Origin of the sequence: Patulibacter sp. SYSU D01012, assembly GCF_017916475.1 — a bacterium.
In the GTDB taxonomy this organism is placed as follows: domain Bacteria; phylum Actinomycetota; class Thermoleophilia; order Solirubrobacterales; family Solirubrobacteraceae; genus Patulibacter.
On record NZ_JAFMTB010000002.1, the window covers coordinates 1,380,999 to 1,398,118 of the forward strand.

Below are 17,120 nucleotides of genomic sequence, written 5' to 3' on the forward strand. Positions count from 1 at the left end.
CGAAACACGCCTGTTCATCGCGGAGTCCGACCCGCCGGGGGCGCGGATCAGGCCGCGGGACGGACGAACGGTCGACGCCCACGCAACGTTTCCCGCAGCGGCTCTGAATCGGCCTAGGATGCGCCGTCGCCTTCCGCGCGACGCCCCGTCGGCGACCCTCACCGGCGGCACCCCTGGGACAGAGGAGAGCAGGATGAAGAAAGCGATCCCGGTGCTCGGCGCCGTGGCCGCGACGCTCGCGTTCGCACCAGCCGCCGGCGCCGACGTGCCCGCGGTGTTCGGCGGCGTCACGTGCCAGACGCGGCCCGCAGAAGCGACCGTGGACAGCCCCACCGGCGGGACCATCCCCGTCGGGGGCCAGCGCTGGTGCGGCACCACCCGCGGCACCACGGTGCCGACGTGGGACGGCACGCCGATCGACGTCCAGGTGACCCTGCCGGCCGCCCCCACCACGGGCGACGACGGCGACTTCCCGGTCGTCGGCGTCTTCCACGGCTACGGCGGCGAGAAGCTGCCCGCCACGAGCGCCATAGACGTGCAGCGCTGGGTCCAGCAGGGCTACGCCGTCTTCTCGATGACCGACCGCGGGTTCGGCGCGTCCTGCGGCGCCCGCGTCCCGGCGCCGAAGCCCGCCGCGTGCGCCAACGGCTACATCCACCTGATGTCGAACGCCTACGAGGTGCGCGACGCGCAGCACCTGCTCGGCCTGCTCGCCGACGAGGGCGTCATCGACCCGCAGCGGATCGGCGCCACCGGCGGCTCGTACGGCGGCGGCATCTCGCTGCAGCTCGGCGCGCTGAAGGACCGCGTCGAGCTGCCCGACGGCACGCTCCGCCCGTGGACGAGCCCGAAGGGCACGGCGATGCGCATCGCGGCGACGGCCCCCGAGTACGGCTGGTCCGACCTGGCCACCGCCCTGCAGCCGAACGGCAGCACGCTCGACTACGCGGCAAACAACACGTACCAGGGCCCGAAGGGCACCCGCCGCTTCGGCGTCATGAAGTACACGTGGAACACCACGCTGTTCACGGGTGGCCAGCAGTCCGGCTTCTACGCGCCCCGCAACGCGGACCCGAAGGCGAACATCGCCGGCTGGTTCGACACGAACGTCACGGGCGGTCCGTACGACGGCAAGCCGCGCGTCGAGGAGCAGCTGGCCGAGCTGCCGCACCACGGCGCCGCCGCAACGGACGATTCCGAGGCCCCGGCGCCCGCGCTGATCTCGAACGGCTGGAACGACGACCTGTTCCCCGTCGACGAGGCGGTCCGCTACTACAACCAGGTGCGCCGGAACCACCCCGACGCGCCGATCTCGATGGTCCACCTGGACTTCGGCCACCCCAACCGGGCGGTAGACCTGCGCAACCCCTCCCCCATCGCGTTGGACGCGAAGGCGCTGCAGGATGCCGAAAACCGCTGGTTCGCCCACTACGTGCGCGGCGCCGGCGACGCGCCCGCCGACGCCGTGGGCGGCGTCACCGCCGTGACCAGCGCCTGCTCGGGCGGCACCCCGACGCGCGGCACCACGTACCGGGCCGCGAACTGGGCGGCGCTCTCCCCCGGCGAGGTCCGCGCGAGCGCGTCCGCCGCGCAGACGATCGCGCCCGACGCGGTCCCGGCGGTGCGCTACTCGGCCGAGCCGCCGTCCGCGGACAGCCCCACCCCCTCGAACCCGACGGTCTGCACCACGGCTCCGCGCTCGGAGACCGCGGGCGCGGCCGGCGTGACCACCGAACCGGCGCCCGCGGGCGGCTACACCCTGCTCGGGTCGCCGACGATCGTCGCCGACCTGACGGTCCGCGGCGCGAACGACCAGGTCGTCGGCCGCCTCCTCGACGTAGCGCCCGACGGCACCACGCGCCTGATCTCGCGCGGCACGTACCGCCCGGTGAACGTCGGCGCCACGAGCCGTCAGGTCTTCCAGCTGCACCCGCAGGCCTGGAACGTCGCGGAGGGCCACGTGCTGAGGCTCGAGCTGCTGGCCCAGGACTTCCCCTACGCGCAGATCGCGACGGGGCAGCAGCCCGTCGGCGTGGCGAACCTGGACCTGCGCCTGCCCACGCACGACGCCCCGGGCGCCGCGGGCGGCCTGGTGACCGCGCCGGCGGCGGACGTCCTGCCGGACGGCTACGAGCACGCGCGGGACGCCGCCGGCGACACGGTCGTCCTGCCGGCGGAGACGAAGCCCGGCGGCAGCGGCACCGGCGGCGGCTCGGCCGGCGGCGGCGCGACGACCACGCCGCAGACGCCGATCCTGCCCGGCCCCCCGCCGATCGACCTGCCGGCGCCGACGAAGAAGGACCCCGTCTCGCGGGCCGCGTCGCTGAAGGTCCTGCGCAAGGCGCCGAAGGGCATCGTCCTGAGCAAGAGCCGCACGACGCTGCGCTTCGCCGACGCGCTGCCGCAGGCCGGCCGCGTCAGCTACCGCCTGACGACGACGGTGCGCACGAAGGGCAAGCGCCGCACGGTCACCCTCGGCTCCGTGAGCGCGACGGTGAAGAAGGGCGGCACGTTCAAGGTCACGATCAAGATCGGGAAGGCCGGCCGCCAGGCGCTGCGCGCCAACCCGAAGGCGACGCTGACGCTGCGCACGACGTTCGTCACGGGCGTCGAGAAGCGGAAGCTCACGGTCGTCCGGAAGCTCGTCCGCAAGTAGCGCCGGTGCCGGGCGCGCCCGGCACCCCGCAGGTCCGCGAGGGCCCCGCTCCGGCGGGGCCCTCGGCCGTTCCGCGGCGCCGCCGCCGGCGTCCCGTCGGCGCTCGCCCCGCCCGCTCCCGCCGGGCGGCACCTGCCGGCGATCGGGCAGGATGACGCGATGGCCAGCGGCACGACGAGCGGCGCGATCCTCCTCTGGCGCCGCGGGGCGGACGGCGTCGAGGTGCTCATCGGGCACATGGGCGGCCCGTTCTGGGCGCGCAAGGACGAGGGCGCGTGGTCGCTGCCCAAGGGGGAGCTGGACCCCGGCGAGGAGGCCGAGGCGGCGGCGCGACGCGAGTTCGCCGAGGAGCTCGGCCTGCCCGTCCCGGACGGCCCCGCCACGCCGCTCGGCGAGGTGCGCCAGCGCGCCGGCAAGCGCGTCCTGGCGTGGGCGGTGGAGGGCGACGTCGATCCCGCGGCGATCGTCCCCGGCACCTTCGAGATGGTCTGGCCGCCGCGGTCGGGCCGCACCCAGGCCTTCCCCGAGCTCGACCGCGTGGCGTGGGTGGCGCCGGACGTGGCCCGGGCCAAGCTCGTCGCCGCGCAGGCGGCCTTCGTGGACCGCCTGCTGGAGGCGCTCGGCGCCGCGGACGCGTAGGGCGCCCCGACCGCCGGTCAGCGCGCGGCCGGCGTCAGCTCGCCGCCGTCGCCCCGCCGGACGACGCGCGGCCGGCCGCCGTACGTCACGTCGGCGCCGCCGGAGAGCGCGGCGTCCAGGCGCTGCCGCACGTGCACCCGCACCGCCGCGCCGCCGCTGCCGGTCACGCGGGCGCGGTCCGCCCGCAGCCGCCCTAGGTCGACGTCTGCGCCGCCCGACGCCACGATCCGCAGCGTGCCGGCCCGCCCCGCCCCGACGACCGCGCCGCCCCCGCTCACGCCGACGGTCAGCGGGCCGCCGCGGCGGTCGCCCAGGTCCAGGCGCGCGCCGCCGTGCACGCCGGCGGATCGCAGCTCGGGGACGACGACGACCGCCCGCACCGGGCCGTCCACCCCGTCGGCGAACAGCCGGTCGGGCCCCGTGTCGATCGTCAGGCGTCCGTCCGTGACCCGGGTGCGCACGCGCGCCAGGTCGTCGCGACCGGCGCGCAGGACGACCGCGGGCCGCGACCCGCGCCGCACCGTGGCCTCGGTGGCCCCGCCGACGTCGACCGCGGTGAACGCCGCCACCCGGCGCGTCTCGGTCGTCCGCGGCCCCCCGTCGCGGCCGCAGCCGGCCAGCAGCACCACGCCGAGGAGCGCCAGGAGCAGCCCGAGCGCGGCCGCGGACGGCCCGGCCGCGCGCCGCAGGCGCGGTGGCAGGCGCGGCGGCCGCGGACGGGGACGAACGGCGGCGGCGGGCGGGACGCGGGGCATGCCGACCACGCTAGGACCGCGACGGCCGCACGCCTACGGGGAACCACCCCGGGCGGCGGTGGGGGATTCCCCCGGGGGCCCCGGGGACCGGCGGGGACCGGCGGGGCCCGGGCGTCCGCGCCGGGGCCGGGGTTTCCGCCCGCGCCCGGCGCGGGTAGGCGCGACCCGTGCCCGCCGACCCGACGCTCCCTCCCGGCCCGACGGCCCCCGCCGCGGTGCAGTCGCCGCTGCTGGCGCGCGATCCCGCCGGCGCGCTGCTGCGCGCCCGCGCCCGCTACGGCCCCGTCTTCACCCTCGACCTGGCGCTCGTCGGCCGGGTCGTCGTCGCCGCCACCCCCGACGCCGTCGCGCTCGTGGTGCCCGGCGACCCCGAGCGCACGCACGCGGGCGAGGCGCGCCGCGGCGTGCTTCCGCAGGCCTCGGCGGCGTCGATGTTCGGCGCGGACGGCGCCAAGCACCACGAGGTCCGGGGTCGCGCGGCCCCGGCGTTCGCGCCCGAGGCGGTCGAGGCCCAGCGCGCCGCGATGCGGGAGCGCGCCGCGGCGCACGTCGACGCGTGGCCCGTCGGCCGCCCCTTCGCGCTCCTCCCCCGGCTGCGGACCCTGACGGAGGACCTGTTCGTGCGGCACGTCCTCGGCGTGCAGGACGAGGGCCGCGCGCGCCGGCTGGTCCGCGCCGTCGGGGCCGCGCTGCGCACCCCCGGCAACCCGCCGCTGACGCCCCCGGATCGTCGGCAGGCGCCGCCGCTCGGCCCGCTTCTCCACCTGGAGGTGCGCCGGCGCCTGCGGCCGATCCGGCAGCTGCTGGGCGAGGAGCTCGCCGCCCGCCGCGCCGGCGACGCCCCGGGCGCCGCGGACGGGCCCCCGCCCGCGGGCGGCGGCATCCTGGCCCACGTCGCCGCCACGGGGATGGACGCCGACGCGGCGCTCGACGAGCTGCTCGTCGTGATGGCCGCGGCGCAGGAGCCGCCGGCGATCGCGCTCTCGTCGATCCTGGACCGCCTGGGCCGCGAGCCCGACCTGGCCGCCGCGGTGCGGGACGCGGGCCCGGACGCGCCGCTCTTCTCGGCCACGATCGCCGAGACGCTGCGGCTGCGGCCGCCGGCGATGGCGTCGCTGCGCCGCCTGCAGGAGCCGCTGACCCTGGGCGGCTTCGACCTGCCGGCGGGCACGAACGTGATGGTCCCGTTCGTGCTCCTGCACCGGGATCCGGACGTCTTCACCGATCCCGACCGCTTCGACCCGGACCGGTTCTTGGACGCCCCGGCGCCGCCGAGCTTCCTGCCCTTCGGCGGCGGGGTGCGGCGCTGCCCGGCCGAGCCGCTGGCGGGGGTGGAGTTCGGCGCCGTGGTGCCGACGGTCCTCGACCGCCTGCGGCTCCATCCCCTCTCCCTGCGCCCCGAGCGGCTCGTGCAGCGCGCGACGGTGCTGGTCCCCCAGCGCAGCGGACTCGTGCTCGCGGAGCGCCGGGGGGCGTGACGCCGGGCGCCCTCCCGGCGAGCGGGCGTGTCGCCGTGACACGCCCGGCCCGGTGGCCGACGGGTAGCGTCCGGCGGATGCGGAGCTCCCCCCTTCGCGCCCGACGCCGTCCGCCCGCGCTCGTCGCCGCGCTCGTCCTGCTGCTCGCCGTCACCGGCTGCGGCGCCGGCGGCGACGACCGCCCGGACGGGACGCCCGACGCCGAGCTGCCCGCGGGCCCCAGCTACGCCGGCGCGCCCGTCGAGCTGCGCGGCCTGAAGACCCCCGCGCGGGCGCAGGGCGAGGACCTGGCGCTGGCGGTCGACGGCGCGTTCGCCCCGCGCTTCTGGCCGGGCGTCAACCTGGGCGCCACGCTGCCGGGCACCTTCCCGGGCGAGCTGGCGCCCACGCGCACGGACTACGACCGCTGGCTGACCGGGATGGGCGAGCTCGGCACCCGCCTGCTGCGGATCTACACGATCCTGCCGCCGCAGTTCTACGCCGCGTTCGCCGCCTACAACGAGGCACACCGGGACCGGCCGATCCACCTGCTGCACGGCGTCTGGATCCCCGAGGACGAGTTCCTGCGCACCCACGACGCGTACGCGGTGCTCGACGACTGGAAGCGCGAGCTCGCGGACGCCGTCGCGGTCGTCCACGGCGACGCGACGATCCCCGACCGCCCCGGCCACGCGTCCGGGCGCTACACGGCCGACGTCTCCCGCTGGACGCTGGGCTGGTCGCTCGGCGTGGAGTGGGACCCGGAGGCCGTCCACGACAGCGACCGGAGGAACGCCGACGTGCGGCCCTACCGCGGCCGCTACGTCCGCGCCACCCGCGACGCCACGCCGATGGAGAGCTGGATCGCGGCGGGCATGGACCACGTCGCGACGCTCGAGGCCCGGCGCGGATGGAGCCGGCCCCTGACGTTCACGAACTGGCTGACCACCGACCCGCTCGACCACCCCTCCGAGCCGCTCGGCAAGGAGGACCTGGTCTCCGTCGACGCCACCCACGTGCGCGCGACGGGCGCCTGGCCGGCCGGCGTCTTCGCCAGCTACCACGCCTACCCGTACTACCCCGACTTCCTGCGCTGGGAGTACCGCGACGCGCAGGCCCGGGACGGCGCCGTCGACCCCTACGCCGGCTACCTGCGCGCCCTCCGCGAGCACCACCGCGGCATGCCGATCATGGTCACGGAGTTCGGCGTGCCGGCCAGCCTGGGCGCCGCGCACACCGGCCCGCTCGGTCGCGACCAGGGCGCCCACTCCGAGCAGGAGGCCGGACGGATCGACGCGTCGATGCTCGGCCGCATCCGCGAGGAGGGCTACGCCGGCGGCGTGCTGTTCGAGTGGACCGACGAGTGGTTCAAGTTCACCTGGAACACCATCGACCTGGAGCAGCCCGGCGACCGGCGCGCCCTGTGGCGCAACCCCCTGACGAACGAGGAGCGCTTCGGCGTCGTCGCGACCGAGGCCGGGAAGGCGCCGACGAAGACGCTCGACGGCCGCGACGACGACTGGACGCGCGAGAGCAGCCAGGCGATCGCCGAGTCGGCCGGTCCCGTCGCCGAGGTGCGCGCCACCCACGACGAGGAGTTCCTGTGGCTGCGGGTGCGGCTGAAGGACGCGCAGGCGTGGCGCCGGGCGCCCGTCCGCATCGGCCTGTCGACCCACCCGAGCGGCAACCGCGGGCTGCCGGGCACCGACGGGGCGGACCCGGACGCCGACCACGGCGTCGTGATCGGGCCCGGCGACCGCGCGACGCTGCTCCAGGCCGCGTGGCTGGACCCGCTGCCGTGGATGTACGGCATCACCCGCGACTACGTGCCCTTCGACGAGGACGCGATGCGCGAGGGCAGCGGGGCCTGGACCCGGCCGCGCCAGATCCTCAACCGCCCGCTCCGCGTCGGCCTGGGGGTCGGCGAGCGGCCGGCCGAGTTCCGCGACGCGTCCGCGCTGCCGTGGGGCACGGGCGCCCCGGACGCCGACGGCTTCGACCAGCGGCACCTGGTCATGGGATCGGGGAACGTCCTGGAGCTGCGCATCCCGTGGGCGATGCTGGGCTACGCCGACCCGTCGAGCCACCGCATCCTGGAGGGCCGGCGGAACGGCACGATGGCAGCGGTCCGCACCGGCCGCGTCGGGATCACGGTGCAGGCGGGCGCCGCCGCGCCGCTGCGCACGGCGGGCTACGACTGGGAGGGCTGGAACCGCCCGACGTGGCACGAGCGGCGCAAGGCGGGGTGGCCCGCGATCCGCGGCGCGTTCGCCACGTCGGCCGCCGACGGACCGGTCGGCGCCGCGCGGGGCGACCGTTAGCCCGGGCGGCCCGCGGGTACCGGCCCCCGGAGCCCGCCGTCCCGGCGGACGCCCGACCGCAGGAGACGCCGCCGCATGCCCGACACCTCGCACGACGCCACCCCGCGCTCGTTCTGGGAGGACACGTCGACGCCGGCCCCGGCGCGCGTCCTCCCCGACGACGCGCGCCGCCCCGAGGTCCTCGTCGTGGGCGGCGGCATCTTCGGCCTGACGACGGCGCTGCTGCTGGCGCACGAGGGCCGCCGCGTGACCGTCGTCGAGGCGCGCCGCATCGGCACGGGCGTCACCGGCTACAGCACGGCGAAGGTCACCGCCGCCCACGGCATGCGCTACGCGACGCTGCTGTCGAAGATCGGCACGGAGAGCACGCGCCGGTACGCCGCGCTCAACCAGCGCGCCACGGACTGGATCCGCGACCTCGTGGCGGCCGAGGGCATCGACTGCGACTGGCGGGACCGGCCCGCCTACACGTACACGAGCCGCAAGGCGATGGTGGGCCGGCTGCGCGCCGAGGCCGAGGCCACGAAGGTCGCCGGGCTGCAGGCCGAGGCCGTGCACGGGCTGCCCGCGCCGACGGAGATGCTCGCCGGCGTCAAGGTCGAGGGCGGCGGCGAGCTGCACGGCCACAAGTACGTGCTGGGCCTGGCCCGCGTGGCCGAGGCGGCCGGGGTGGTCATCGGCGAGGGCGTGCGCGTCGTCAAGGTGCGCGAGGGCGAGCCGTGCCGCGTCGAGACGGAGGCGCACGGCGAGCTGCAGGCCGACCACGTCGTCATCGCCACCCACGTCCCCATCCTGGACCGCGGCCTGTACTTCGCCCGCCTGCTGCCCGAGCGCTCGTACGCGATCGCGGCCCGGACGAGCGCCCCGCTGCCCACGGGCATGTACTACGACGTGGGGCCGCCGTCGCGCTCGGTCCGCACCGCCCCCGGCCCGGACGGGGAGCTCGTCGCCATCGTCGGCGGCGAGGGCCACACGAGCGGCCGCCGGTCGGACCAGCGGAAGCGCTACGAGACGCTCGAGTCCTGGGCGCAGGAGCAGCTGTCCGCGACCGAGGTGACCCACCGCTGGTCGGCGCAGGACCCGCAGGCGCCCGACATGGTGCCGTACGTCGGCGCGCTGCGGCCCGGCTCGAAGCGCCTGTGGACCGCCACCGCCTTCGCGAAGTGGGGCTACACGAACGGCACCGCCGCGGCGTTCGCGATCACCGGGCTGATCGGGGGCCGGCCCGACCCGGACGCGTCCCTGTGGAGCACGAGCCGCAAGCGCCTCGTGGCGCCGCGCCAGGCGGCGAAGCTGGCGCAGTGGAACACCGAGACGGGGTTCTTCCTGGCCACGGACCGCCTGCGACCCGCGTCGCGGAAGGGCGGCGAAGCGGTCGCGCCGGGCGAGGGCCGGATCGTGAAGGCCGGCGGCAGGCGCACCGCCGCGTACCGCGACGAGGCCGGCGTGCTGCACGAGTTCTCCCCCGTCTGCACCCACCTGGGGTGCGAGGTGCACTTCAACCCGGGCGACCGCTCCTGGGACTGCCCGTGCCACGGCTCGCGCTTCGACGCGCGCGACGGCAGCGTGCTCGAGGGCCCGGCGGTCCACGGCCTGAAGCCGCGCGGCGGCGACTGAGCGGACGGGCGGGAAGACGGACGCCCGCCCGGCCGCGCCCCGTCTACCGCCGCTCGTGCGCGGTCGTCGTGACGACCTGGATCGCCCCGACGGGGACGAGCACCACGTGCATCGCCTCGACCGTCGCGCGCACCGCGTCGGCCACCGGTCCGACGGGCGGCGGCGCGCCGTCCCGGGCGTCGCCGGCGATCCGCGCCGCCCGCGTCTCGGCCGCGCGCAGGTCCCGGGGCTCCAGGTGGGCGACGAGCCCGCCGTGGTGCAGGTAGGCGACGAGCGCCGCCATCGCCACGTCGTGCGTCTCCTCGCCCTCGAGCACCGCGCGCACCAGCGCGCGGTCGTGGCGCAGCGCCGCCACGTCGCGCACCCGCAGGTGCCGGCCCAGCGGCAGGCCCAGGACGCGCCGCGGCTCGGGCGCCAGCAGGCCCGCCGCGGCGAGGGCCTCCGTCGCGCGCCGCCCCGCCCGGCCGGCCGCGTGGGCGGCGAGCCCCTCGAGCTGGCCGGTCTCGTCCGCGCCGTCCGGCAGCGCGTCGCGCACCCAGGCGTCGAACGGGTCGGCGGGCGCCGCGGGCCCCGGGAGCAGCCGCCCGTCGCGCCGTTCGAGCGCGCCAGAGCGCACGAGGGCCAGGACGGCGGCCCCGAGCAGCAGCGGCCCCGGGCCGCCGAGCTCGGCGGGCGGCCGCCCGTCCTCGCGCGCCAGGACCCACGCCAGCCGCAGCGGCAGCGCCAGCCCCGTCGTGGCGGGCGACCAGGGGGTCGCGGCGGCCGGCGTGCCCACGGCGCTCAGCCGGCGGCCTGGCGGCCGGCGTCCTCCAGGCGGGACACCTCGTCCTGCGACAGCTCGATCTCGGCGGCCGCGAGGTTCTGCTCGAGGTGCGCGACCTTCGACGTGCCGGGGATCGGCAGCATCACGGGCGAGCGGTGCAGCAGCCAGGCGAGCGCGAGCTGCGCGGGCGTGGCGCCGTGGTCCTTGGCGATCTCGTCGAGCGGCCCGCCCTCCTGCGCCAGCTTGCCGGTCGCGATCGGGAACCACGGGATGAAGCCGATCCCGAGCGCCTCGCAGCGGTCCAGGACGTCCTCGGAGTCGCGCTCCACCAGGTTGAACTTGTTCTGCACCGTCGCGACGTGCACGCCGGCGTCGAGCGCCGCGTCGAGCTGCTCGACCGACACCTCGGACAGGCCGACGAACCGCACGAGGCCCTCGTCCTGGACGGCCTTCAGCGTCGCGAACTGGTCCTCCGCCGGCACCTGCTCGTCGATGCGGTGCAGCTGCCACAGGTCGATCCGCTCCACGCCCAGGTGGCGCAGCGACAGGTGCAGCTGCTGGCGCAGGTACTCGTCGCGGCCGACGGGGCGCCAGTCGTTCGGGCCGTGGCGCGTCAGGCCGGCCTTCGTCGCGACGACGAGGCCGTCGGGGTACGGGTGCAGCGCCTCCGCGATCAGGCGCTCGGAGACGAACGGGCCGTACGAGTCGGCGGTGTCGATGAAGTCGACGCCGAGCTCGACGGCGCGGCGCAGGACGCGGATCGCCTCGTCGTGGTCTGCGGGCTCGCCCCACACGCCGGACCCGGTCAGCTGCATCGCGCCGTAGCCGAGGCGGTGGACGGGCAGCTCACCGCCGATCTCGAACGTGCCGGACGCGTGGACGATGGGCGTGGTGCTCATGGGAGGGCCTCCTTGGAGAGGGTGCCGGGGCAGCATGCCGGACGGCGGCCGCGGCCCCGTGGAGACGGGTGATCGGCGGCCCGCCCGCGTCGACGCCGCGCGCGGCCGTCCCCCGCCGGGGTCGACCGCGTCGCGGACGCTGCCGGGCGCTCAGGAGCGGACGTGGAGCAGGTCCTCGACGCGCAGCACGCCGTCGACGGCGCGGGCCGCAGAGACGAGCTGGTCGCGCTGGGCCACCGAGACGACCGATCCGCGCAGGTGCACCACGCCGCCCTCCGAGTCGACGACGACGTCGCCCTTCGGCGCGTCGGCCGGGCGGAAGATCTCGCTCTTCACGCGGTCGGTGAGCGTGCGGTCGTCCAGGTCGGCGCGCCGCTGCTCGTGGCGGGCGGACGCGGCCTCCTGCGCGGCGCGCTCCAGCTGCTCCTCCTGGTGCCGGGCCGTCGCGGCGCGGTCGGCGCCGCGGCGCGCGAGCACCGTGGCGACGAGCGCGCCGACGGCGGCGCCGAGGGTCAGCAGGGTCACGGAGCGGATCGGCCGGCGCGTGGCCTTCGACGTCGTGCCGTGGATCGTGTGCTTGAGGGTGGCCTTGGCCGCCTTCTTGGCCAGGTAGGTCTTCGGGCTGGTCACGGGCGCCTCCGGAGGGTCGCGGGCGGGTCCGAAGGCGTGTACCCGGTGCGCGTCCGAGCAACCGTCCTTCGGACGCGGCCGCCGCCCGGATCGCCCGTTCCGGCGGGGCCCGGCCCGCCGGGTGCCACGATGGGACCGTGAGCGACGTCGCCCTCTCCGTCCTGGACCTCTCGCCCGTCGTGGCGGGCTCCACCCCCGGCCAGGCGCTCGGGAACTCCCTCGACCTGGCGCGCCACGTCGAGGCCCTCGGCTACCGGCGCGTGTGGGTCGCCGAGCACCACAACATGCCGGGCATCGCCAGCTCGGCCCCGCCGGTGCTGATCGCGCACCTCGCCGCCGGCACCGAGCGCATCCGCCTGGGCTCGGGCGGCGTGATGCTGCCCAACCACGCCCCGCTCGTGGTCGCGGAGCAGTTCGGCATGCTCGAGGCGCTGCACCCGGGGCGCATCGACCTGGGCCTGGGCCGCGCGCCGGGCACGGACGGGCTGACCGCCGCGGCGCTGCGCCGCTCGGCCGACCCGTTCGGGGGCGAGGACGACTTCCCCGCCCAGCTGGCGGAGCTGCGCGGGTTCCTGCGCGGCGAGCTGCCGCGGGACCACCCGCTGCACCGGATCCACGCCGTCCCCAACAACGGCCACGAGCCGCCGATCTGGCTGCTCGGCTCGAGCGGCTTCAGCGCGCAGCTCGCGGGCGAGCTGGGCCTGCCCTTCTCGTTCGCCCACCACTTCAGCGCGCAGAACACCGAGCCCGCCGTCGAGCTGTACCGCTCGTCCTTCCGGCCGTCCGAGGTGCTGCAGCGCCCGTACGTGATGCTCGGCGTGGCGGTCGTCGCCGCCGAGGACGACGAGCGCGCGCGCTTCCTCAACGGCCCCAGCAACCTGCAGTTCCTGCGGCTGCGCCAGGGTCGGCCGGGGCTGCTGCCGACGCCGGAGGAGGCCGAGCCGGCGCTGCGCGACCCGTCGGCGCAGGCGTTCCTGCAGTCGCGGGCGGCGTCGCAGATCGTCGGCGGGCCCGACACCGTGCGTCGGGGGATCGAGGAGCTGCTCGCCCGCACGAACGCCGACGAGCTGATGATCACCACGGCCGTGCACGACCACGCCGACCGGCGCCGCTCCTACGAGCTCGTCGCCGAGATCATGGACCTGGCGCGGCCCGAGGCCGCGACGGCCTAGGCGCGCGGCGCCCCGGCCGCGGCCGCTAGACGGACGCCTGCATGACGGGCTGGCTCGTCGGCGTCTGCGAGCCGCCGGCCGGCTCGGCCGTCACGAGCACGTCGTCGACGTCCGCCAGGTCGGGCAGCTCGGCGGTGCCGTCGCCCTTCGCGTCGACGTCGAAGACCACGGACGGGCGCGGATCCTCGCTGCCCGTCTTCAGCCACACCTGGTACTGCTTGCCGGCGCCCGGCGAGGGCATGCCGCGCACGACGAGCTTCCCGCCGTCGTCGGCCACCTCGACGCGCGCGCTGCCCTGGCCCGCGGTGACGTTCGCCGTCACCTCGCGGGCGGGCCGGTCGCCGTCCCCGCCGCCGCCCGTGATCACCGCGATCGCGACGACGAGCGCCACCAGGACGGCGGCCACGGCGGCGACGCGGGGCCCGCGCAGGCTCGCCAGGAACGAGCGGCGGCGCGCGCCGGGCGCCGCGGGCGCGTCGGCCGGCACCGTGCCGCGCGCCGGCGCGGACGGCGCCGGGGACGCCGACGTCGCGGGTCCGTCGCCCGCGACCGCCTCGTCGCCCGCGGCCGCGAACAGCGTGGCCTCCTGGCGCACCTGGTCCATGATCGACCGCTTCAGCGTCGGCGCGGGCGTCAGCTCGGCCGCCGGGACGTCGTGCAGGGCGTCGAGCACGGGCGCGTACGACGCGACCTCGTCGCGGAACGCGGGCGAGCGCTCCATGAGCGCCTCGACGCGCTCGGCCTCCTCCGGCGTGCAGGCGCCGAGCAGGTAGGCGCCGAGCTGCTCCCGGGTCTCCTCGTCGTGCTCGCTCATGCGGGGCTCCCGTCCGCGAGGTGCTTGCGCATCCGCGCCAGCCCCCGGTTCATCCGCGCCTTGACCGTGCCCAGGGGCAGCTCGAGCTTCGACGCGATCTCGCTGTGCGAGAGCCCGCCGTAGAAGGACAGCTCGATGACCTGGCGCTGGTCGTCGGACAGCTCGTTCATCAGCTCGCGGGTGTCCGCGGCCTCGGTGCGGCGCAGCGCCTGCGCCTCGGTGCCCTGGTCCTGCGGCGCCGGATGGCGCTCCGCGAGGGCCTCGTCGCCGACCTCGCGCTCCTTCGTCCGCGCGTGGCGGCGCAGGTGGTCGATCGCCCGGTTGCGGACGACGGCCAGGACCCAGGACCGCGGGTTCCCGAGCCGGGCGTCGTAGCGCGCGGCCGACCGCCAGACGGACAGGAACGCCTCCTGGCAGACGTCGTCGGCGGCCGCCTTGGCCCCGACGATGCGGTACGCCAGCCCAAACGCGGGCGACGCCATCCGGTCGTAGAGCACCTCGAACGCCTCCGGGTCCGTCTTCGCCACGCGGGCGAGGAGCTCGCCGTCGGACAGCGAGGTCAGGTGCTCGGGCGGGGGCGCCATCTGGGCAGCGAGCTTACGGGGCCGTGCGGCCGCCAGGCGCCGCGCCCGGGCCGCGCGCTCGGCGACCGCGCCGCGCGGGCGCAGGGGCAGGGGGATGGCGACGGCGGAGCTCATGGCGGAGGACGTGACGAGGCGGGCGCGGCGGCGACCGGTGCGGTCGCCCGCTCCTCGCCGGGCACCATCAACAACGACGCGTCGGCGACGCCGGATGCACGACGCCGGTTTCCCCTGTCAACGGCCCGGACGCGCGCCGTCCGTCCCCGAGGCCCGGCGCGCGTCCGTCGCGCCGCCGCTACGGCTGCAGCCGGGTGCGCTCCCAGCCGCCGTCGGCGGTGCGGGCGTAGTGCACGCGATCGTGGAGCCGGTCCGGGCGGCCCTGCCAGAACTCCACCTCGACCGGCTCGACGCGCAGCCCGCCCCAGTGCGGCGGCGTGGGGATGTCGGCGTCGTCGGGGAACCGCTCGCGGGCCTCCCCCATCCGCGCCTCGAGCGCGGCGCGGCTGTCGATCGGCGCGCTCTGGTGCGACGCCCACGCGCCGCGGCGACTGTCCGCCGGCCGGGTGGCGAAGTACGCGTCCGTCGCGCCGCGGTCCACCTCGACGCACGGGCCGGCCACGCGCACCTGGCGGTACACGGGCTGCCAGTGCAGGCACAGGGCGGCGTGCGGGTTGGCGCGCAGCTCGCGCCCCTTCCGCGACGCGAGGTTGGTGTAGAAGGTGAGCCCGCGCGCGTCCAGGTCCTTCAGGAGCACCATGCGGACGGACGGTCGCCCCTGCTCGTCCGCCGTCGCGAGCGCCATCGCGTTGACCTCGGTCGCGCTCGCGAGGACGGCCCGCGCCTCGTCGAGCCAGCGGCCGAGCTGCACGAGCGGGTCCTCGTGCAGGTCGGACGGGTCCAGGGGGGAGCCGTCGTAGGAGCGCCGCAGGTCGCCGAGTCCCATGCGGCGATCCTGCCACGGCGGCCGGACCGGCCGCCGCGGCAGGGCATCAGACGTCGGCGCGGGCGAAGCGGGCGCGCGCCAGGAGGAGCCCGCCCGCGGTCCACAGCGCGACCCCTGCCGCCGCCCAGCCGTCCGGGATCGCGCCCAGGTCGCCCATGAACGTGCGGCCGCCGACGAGCTCGGTCGTCGACAGCGGCGGCATGAGCGCCAGGAACCAGTCCGGCGTGCGCTCCGCCGCGGCGGCCATCGGCAGCACGCCGAGCGTCAGGGCCAGGATCCCGGCCACCGCGGGCGCGGCCCCGAGTCCGGCGGTGCACAGGCCGAGCGCCCCGACGCCGACGACCACGTCGACCGCGACGATGCGCGGCAGCAGGTCGAGCGCCTCGGCGCCCGTCAGCGCCGGCGCCCCCGTCGTCGTCCCGGCACCGCCGTGCAGGACGAGGCCCAGCGCGCAGGCGACGACCCAGAACGCGAGCGACAGCGCCGCGGTGGCCACCAGCACCGCCGGGATCCGGGCCAGCAGCAGCTGCCCTCGCGGCCGGCCGGTCGCGGCGAGCACGGGCAGCACGCCGGCGGTCCGGTCGCCGCTGCCGGCGGCGACGCCGATCAGCGTCGCGCCGATCAGCCCCGGCCCCAGCAGGACCTCGGCGCACTTCTCGGCGAACTCGCCGCCGTCCACGGGCAGCTGCCCGACGACGGCGATCATGGCGAGCAGTCCGAGCGGCAGCCCCAGCACGGTGGCCAGGGCGCCGAGCAGGACGGAGCGGCTGCGGCGGAGCTTGAGCAGCTCGGCCCGCACCATGGCCGCCATCTCAGGCCTCCACCGGGACGCGCTCGTCGGCCGGGGATGCGGCCGCGGGCGGCGGCTCGTCCTGTCGACCGAGCAGCTCGAGCACGCGATCCTCGAGCCGGCCGCCGCTCGTCGTCACGGCGTAGGGCGCGAAGCCCCGTCCGACGAGGTGCCGCACCAGCTCGGCGGTCACCTGCCGCTCGCCGGTCGTCCCGGTGGACCGCACGACGATCTCCAGGCGGTCGTCGTCCGGGGCGGTGGCGCGCGCGACGTCGGGCCGGGCCGCCAGCACCGTGGCGGCCTCGGTGGCGTGCCGCAGGCCGATCCGCACCCGCGGCTCGCCCGACGACGCGAGCTCGTCGAGGGTGCCCTGGGCGACGATCCGCCCGTCCGCCACCACCGCGGCCATGTCGCAGGTGCGCTCGACCTCGTCGAGCAGGTGCGAGGACAGGAAGACGGTGCGTCCCTCGTCGACGAGCGCGCGGACGAGCGCCCGCAGCTCGCGGATGCCGGCCGGGTCCAGGCCGTTCGCGGGCTCGTCGAGGATCAGCAGCTCGGGGTCGCAGAGCAGGCAGCGCGCGATGCCGAGCCGCTGCCGCATGCCGAGGGAGTAGCCGTCGACGCGATCGTCCGCCCGGTCCGCCAGCCGCACCCGTTCGAGCGCGCCGGGGATCCGCGCCGCGGCGTCGGGGCCGAGCACGGCGGCGTGGACCTGCAGGTTCTCGCGGCCCGTCATCCGGCCGTGGAAGCGCGGCTCCTCGACGATCGCCCCCACCCGCGCGAGCGCCGCGCGCCGGTCGCCCGGCAGCTCGTGGCCCCGCAGGTGCATCGTGCCGCCCGACGGGGCGGTCAGGCCCAGCAGCAGGCGGATGACCGTGGTCTTGCCGGCGCCGTTCGGCCCCAGGAAGCCGAACGCGACGCCGCGCGGGACGTGCAGGTCGACGCCGCGGACGACCTCGCGATCGCCGTAGCGCTTGCGCAGGCCGCGGGTGGCGATGACGGGCGTGGGATCGCTCATGGTCCGATCGTGCGGCGGGGCGGCTGGCCGCGCATCGGGCGGGGGGCGGGACCGGGATCCCCCCT

Annotated in this window: 15 protein-coding genes; 6 read left to right on the forward strand and 9 right to left on the reverse strand. The window is 77.2% G+C overall.

The genetic code is table 11. The features are described from left to right. Positions 1 to 193 precede the first annotated feature (193 nt). Complete coding sequence (locus J3P29_RS15800) at positions 194 to 2,656, forward strand: CocE/NonD family hydrolase (protein ID WP_210494910.1); 2,463 nt, start codon at positions 194 to 196, stop codon at positions 2,654 to 2,656. Positions 2,657 to 2,815: 159 nt separating this feature from the next. Further along, entirely contained in the window at positions 2,816 to 3,295 is a 480-nt protein-coding gene (locus J3P29_RS15805) for an NUDIX domain-containing protein (protein WP_210494911.1), read from the forward strand. Positions 3,296 to 3,312: 17 nt separating this feature from the next. Here the strand turns inward: J3P29_RS15805 and J3P29_RS15810 are convergent, their stop codons facing one another. Then, complete coding sequence (locus tag J3P29_RS15810) at positions 3,313 to 4,050, reverse strand: DUF2807 domain-containing protein (RefSeq protein WP_210494912.1); 738 nt, start codon at positions 4,048 to 4,050, stop codon at positions 3,313 to 3,315. Between the two features lie 167 nt (positions 4,051 to 4,217). Here J3P29_RS15810 and J3P29_RS20895 point away from each other — a divergent pair, with 167 nt between their 5' ends. The 3 genes from J3P29_RS20895 (at position 4,218) to J3P29_RS15825 (ending at position 9,445) form a co-directional block, all read left to right on the forward strand. After that, a complete protein-coding gene (locus J3P29_RS20895; RefSeq protein WP_210494914.1) occupies positions 4,218 to 5,528 on the forward strand; it encodes a cytochrome P450 in 1,311 nt (436 codons plus the stop codon). 77 nt (positions 5,529 to 5,605) lie between these two features. Then, a complete protein-coding gene (locus tag J3P29_RS15820) occupies positions 5,606 to 7,828 on the forward strand; it encodes a hypothetical protein (RefSeq protein WP_210494916.1) in 2,223 nt (740 codons plus the stop codon). Positions 7,829 to 7,903: 75 nt separating this feature from the next. Then, a complete protein-coding gene (locus J3P29_RS15825; RefSeq protein ID WP_210494918.1) occupies positions 7,904 to 9,445 on the forward strand; it encodes an FAD-dependent oxidoreductase in 1,542 nt (513 codons plus the stop codon). 43 nt (positions 9,446 to 9,488) lie between these two features. On the opposite strand, the gene J3P29_RS15830 is transcribed toward J3P29_RS15825, so the two are convergent. The 3 genes from J3P29_RS15830 to J3P29_RS20900 form a co-directional block, all read right to left on the reverse strand. Then, positions 9,489 to 10,220 carry a GPP34 family phosphoprotein gene (locus J3P29_RS15830; RefSeq protein WP_210494919.1) on the reverse strand — a complete coding sequence of 244 codons (732 nt, stop codon included), beginning with the start codon at positions 10,218 to 10,220 and terminating at the stop codon, positions 9,489 to 9,491. A 5-nt stretch (positions 10,221 to 10,225) separates the two neighbouring features. Continuing rightward, the gene (locus J3P29_RS15835) at positions 10,226 to 11,107 is read right to left on the reverse strand and encodes an aldo/keto reductase (protein ID WP_210494921.1); all 882 of its coding nucleotides are present in this window, start codon (positions 11,105 to 11,107) and stop codon (positions 10,226 to 10,228) included. 150 nt (positions 11,108 to 11,257) lie between these two features. After that, complete coding sequence (locus J3P29_RS20900) at positions 11,258 to 11,737, reverse strand: BON domain-containing protein (RefSeq protein ID WP_210494923.1); 480 nt, start codon at positions 11,735 to 11,737, stop codon at positions 11,258 to 11,260. Between the two features lie 137 nt (positions 11,738 to 11,874). Here J3P29_RS20900 and J3P29_RS15845 point away from each other — a divergent pair, with 137 nt between their 5' ends. After that, positions 11,875 to 12,909: an LLM class flavin-dependent oxidoreductase gene (locus tag J3P29_RS15845; RefSeq protein WP_210494925.1), complete on the forward strand. Its 1,035-nt coding sequence runs from the start codon at positions 11,875 to 11,877 to the stop codon at positions 12,907 to 12,909. 25 nt (positions 12,910 to 12,934) lie between these two features. Here J3P29_RS15845 and J3P29_RS15850 read toward each other — a convergent pair whose 3' ends face one another. The 5 genes from J3P29_RS15850 to J3P29_RS15870 all read right to left on the reverse strand — a co-directional run bounded on the left by J3P29_RS15850 (position 12,935) and on the right by J3P29_RS15870 (position 17,055). Continuing rightward, positions 12,935 to 13,723: an anti-sigma factor gene (locus tag J3P29_RS15850; RefSeq protein WP_210495121.1), complete on the reverse strand. Its 789-nt coding sequence runs from the start codon at positions 13,721 to 13,723 to the stop codon at positions 12,935 to 12,937. Further along, positions 13,720 to 14,421 (reverse strand): sigma-70 family RNA polymerase sigma factor, encoded by a 702-nt coding sequence (locus J3P29_RS15855; protein WP_246851939.1) that lies wholly within the window; start codon positions 14,419 to 14,421, stop codon positions 13,720 to 13,722. The genes J3P29_RS15850 and J3P29_RS15855 overlap by 4 nt, the downstream gene beginning before the upstream one ends. A gap of 178 nt (positions 14,422 to 14,599) precedes the next feature. Beyond that, positions 14,600 to 15,247 carry a pyridoxamine 5'-phosphate oxidase gene (pdxH, locus tag J3P29_RS15860; protein ID WP_210494927.1) on the reverse strand — a complete coding sequence of 216 codons (648 nt, stop codon included), beginning with the start codon at positions 15,245 to 15,247 and terminating at the stop codon, positions 14,600 to 14,602. 46 nt (positions 15,248 to 15,293) lie between these two features. Beyond that, on the reverse strand, positions 15,294 to 16,058 hold the full coding sequence (locus J3P29_RS15865) for an ABC transporter permease (RefSeq protein WP_210494936.1): 765 nt from the start codon (positions 16,056 to 16,058) through the stop codon (positions 15,294 to 15,296). Between the two features lies 1 nt (position 16,059). After that, positions 16,060 to 17,055: an ABC transporter ATP-binding protein gene (locus tag J3P29_RS15870; protein WP_210494939.1), complete on the reverse strand. Its 996-nt coding sequence runs from the start codon at positions 17,053 to 17,055 to the stop codon at positions 16,060 to 16,062. Positions 17,056 to 17,120 lie beyond the last annotated feature (65 nt).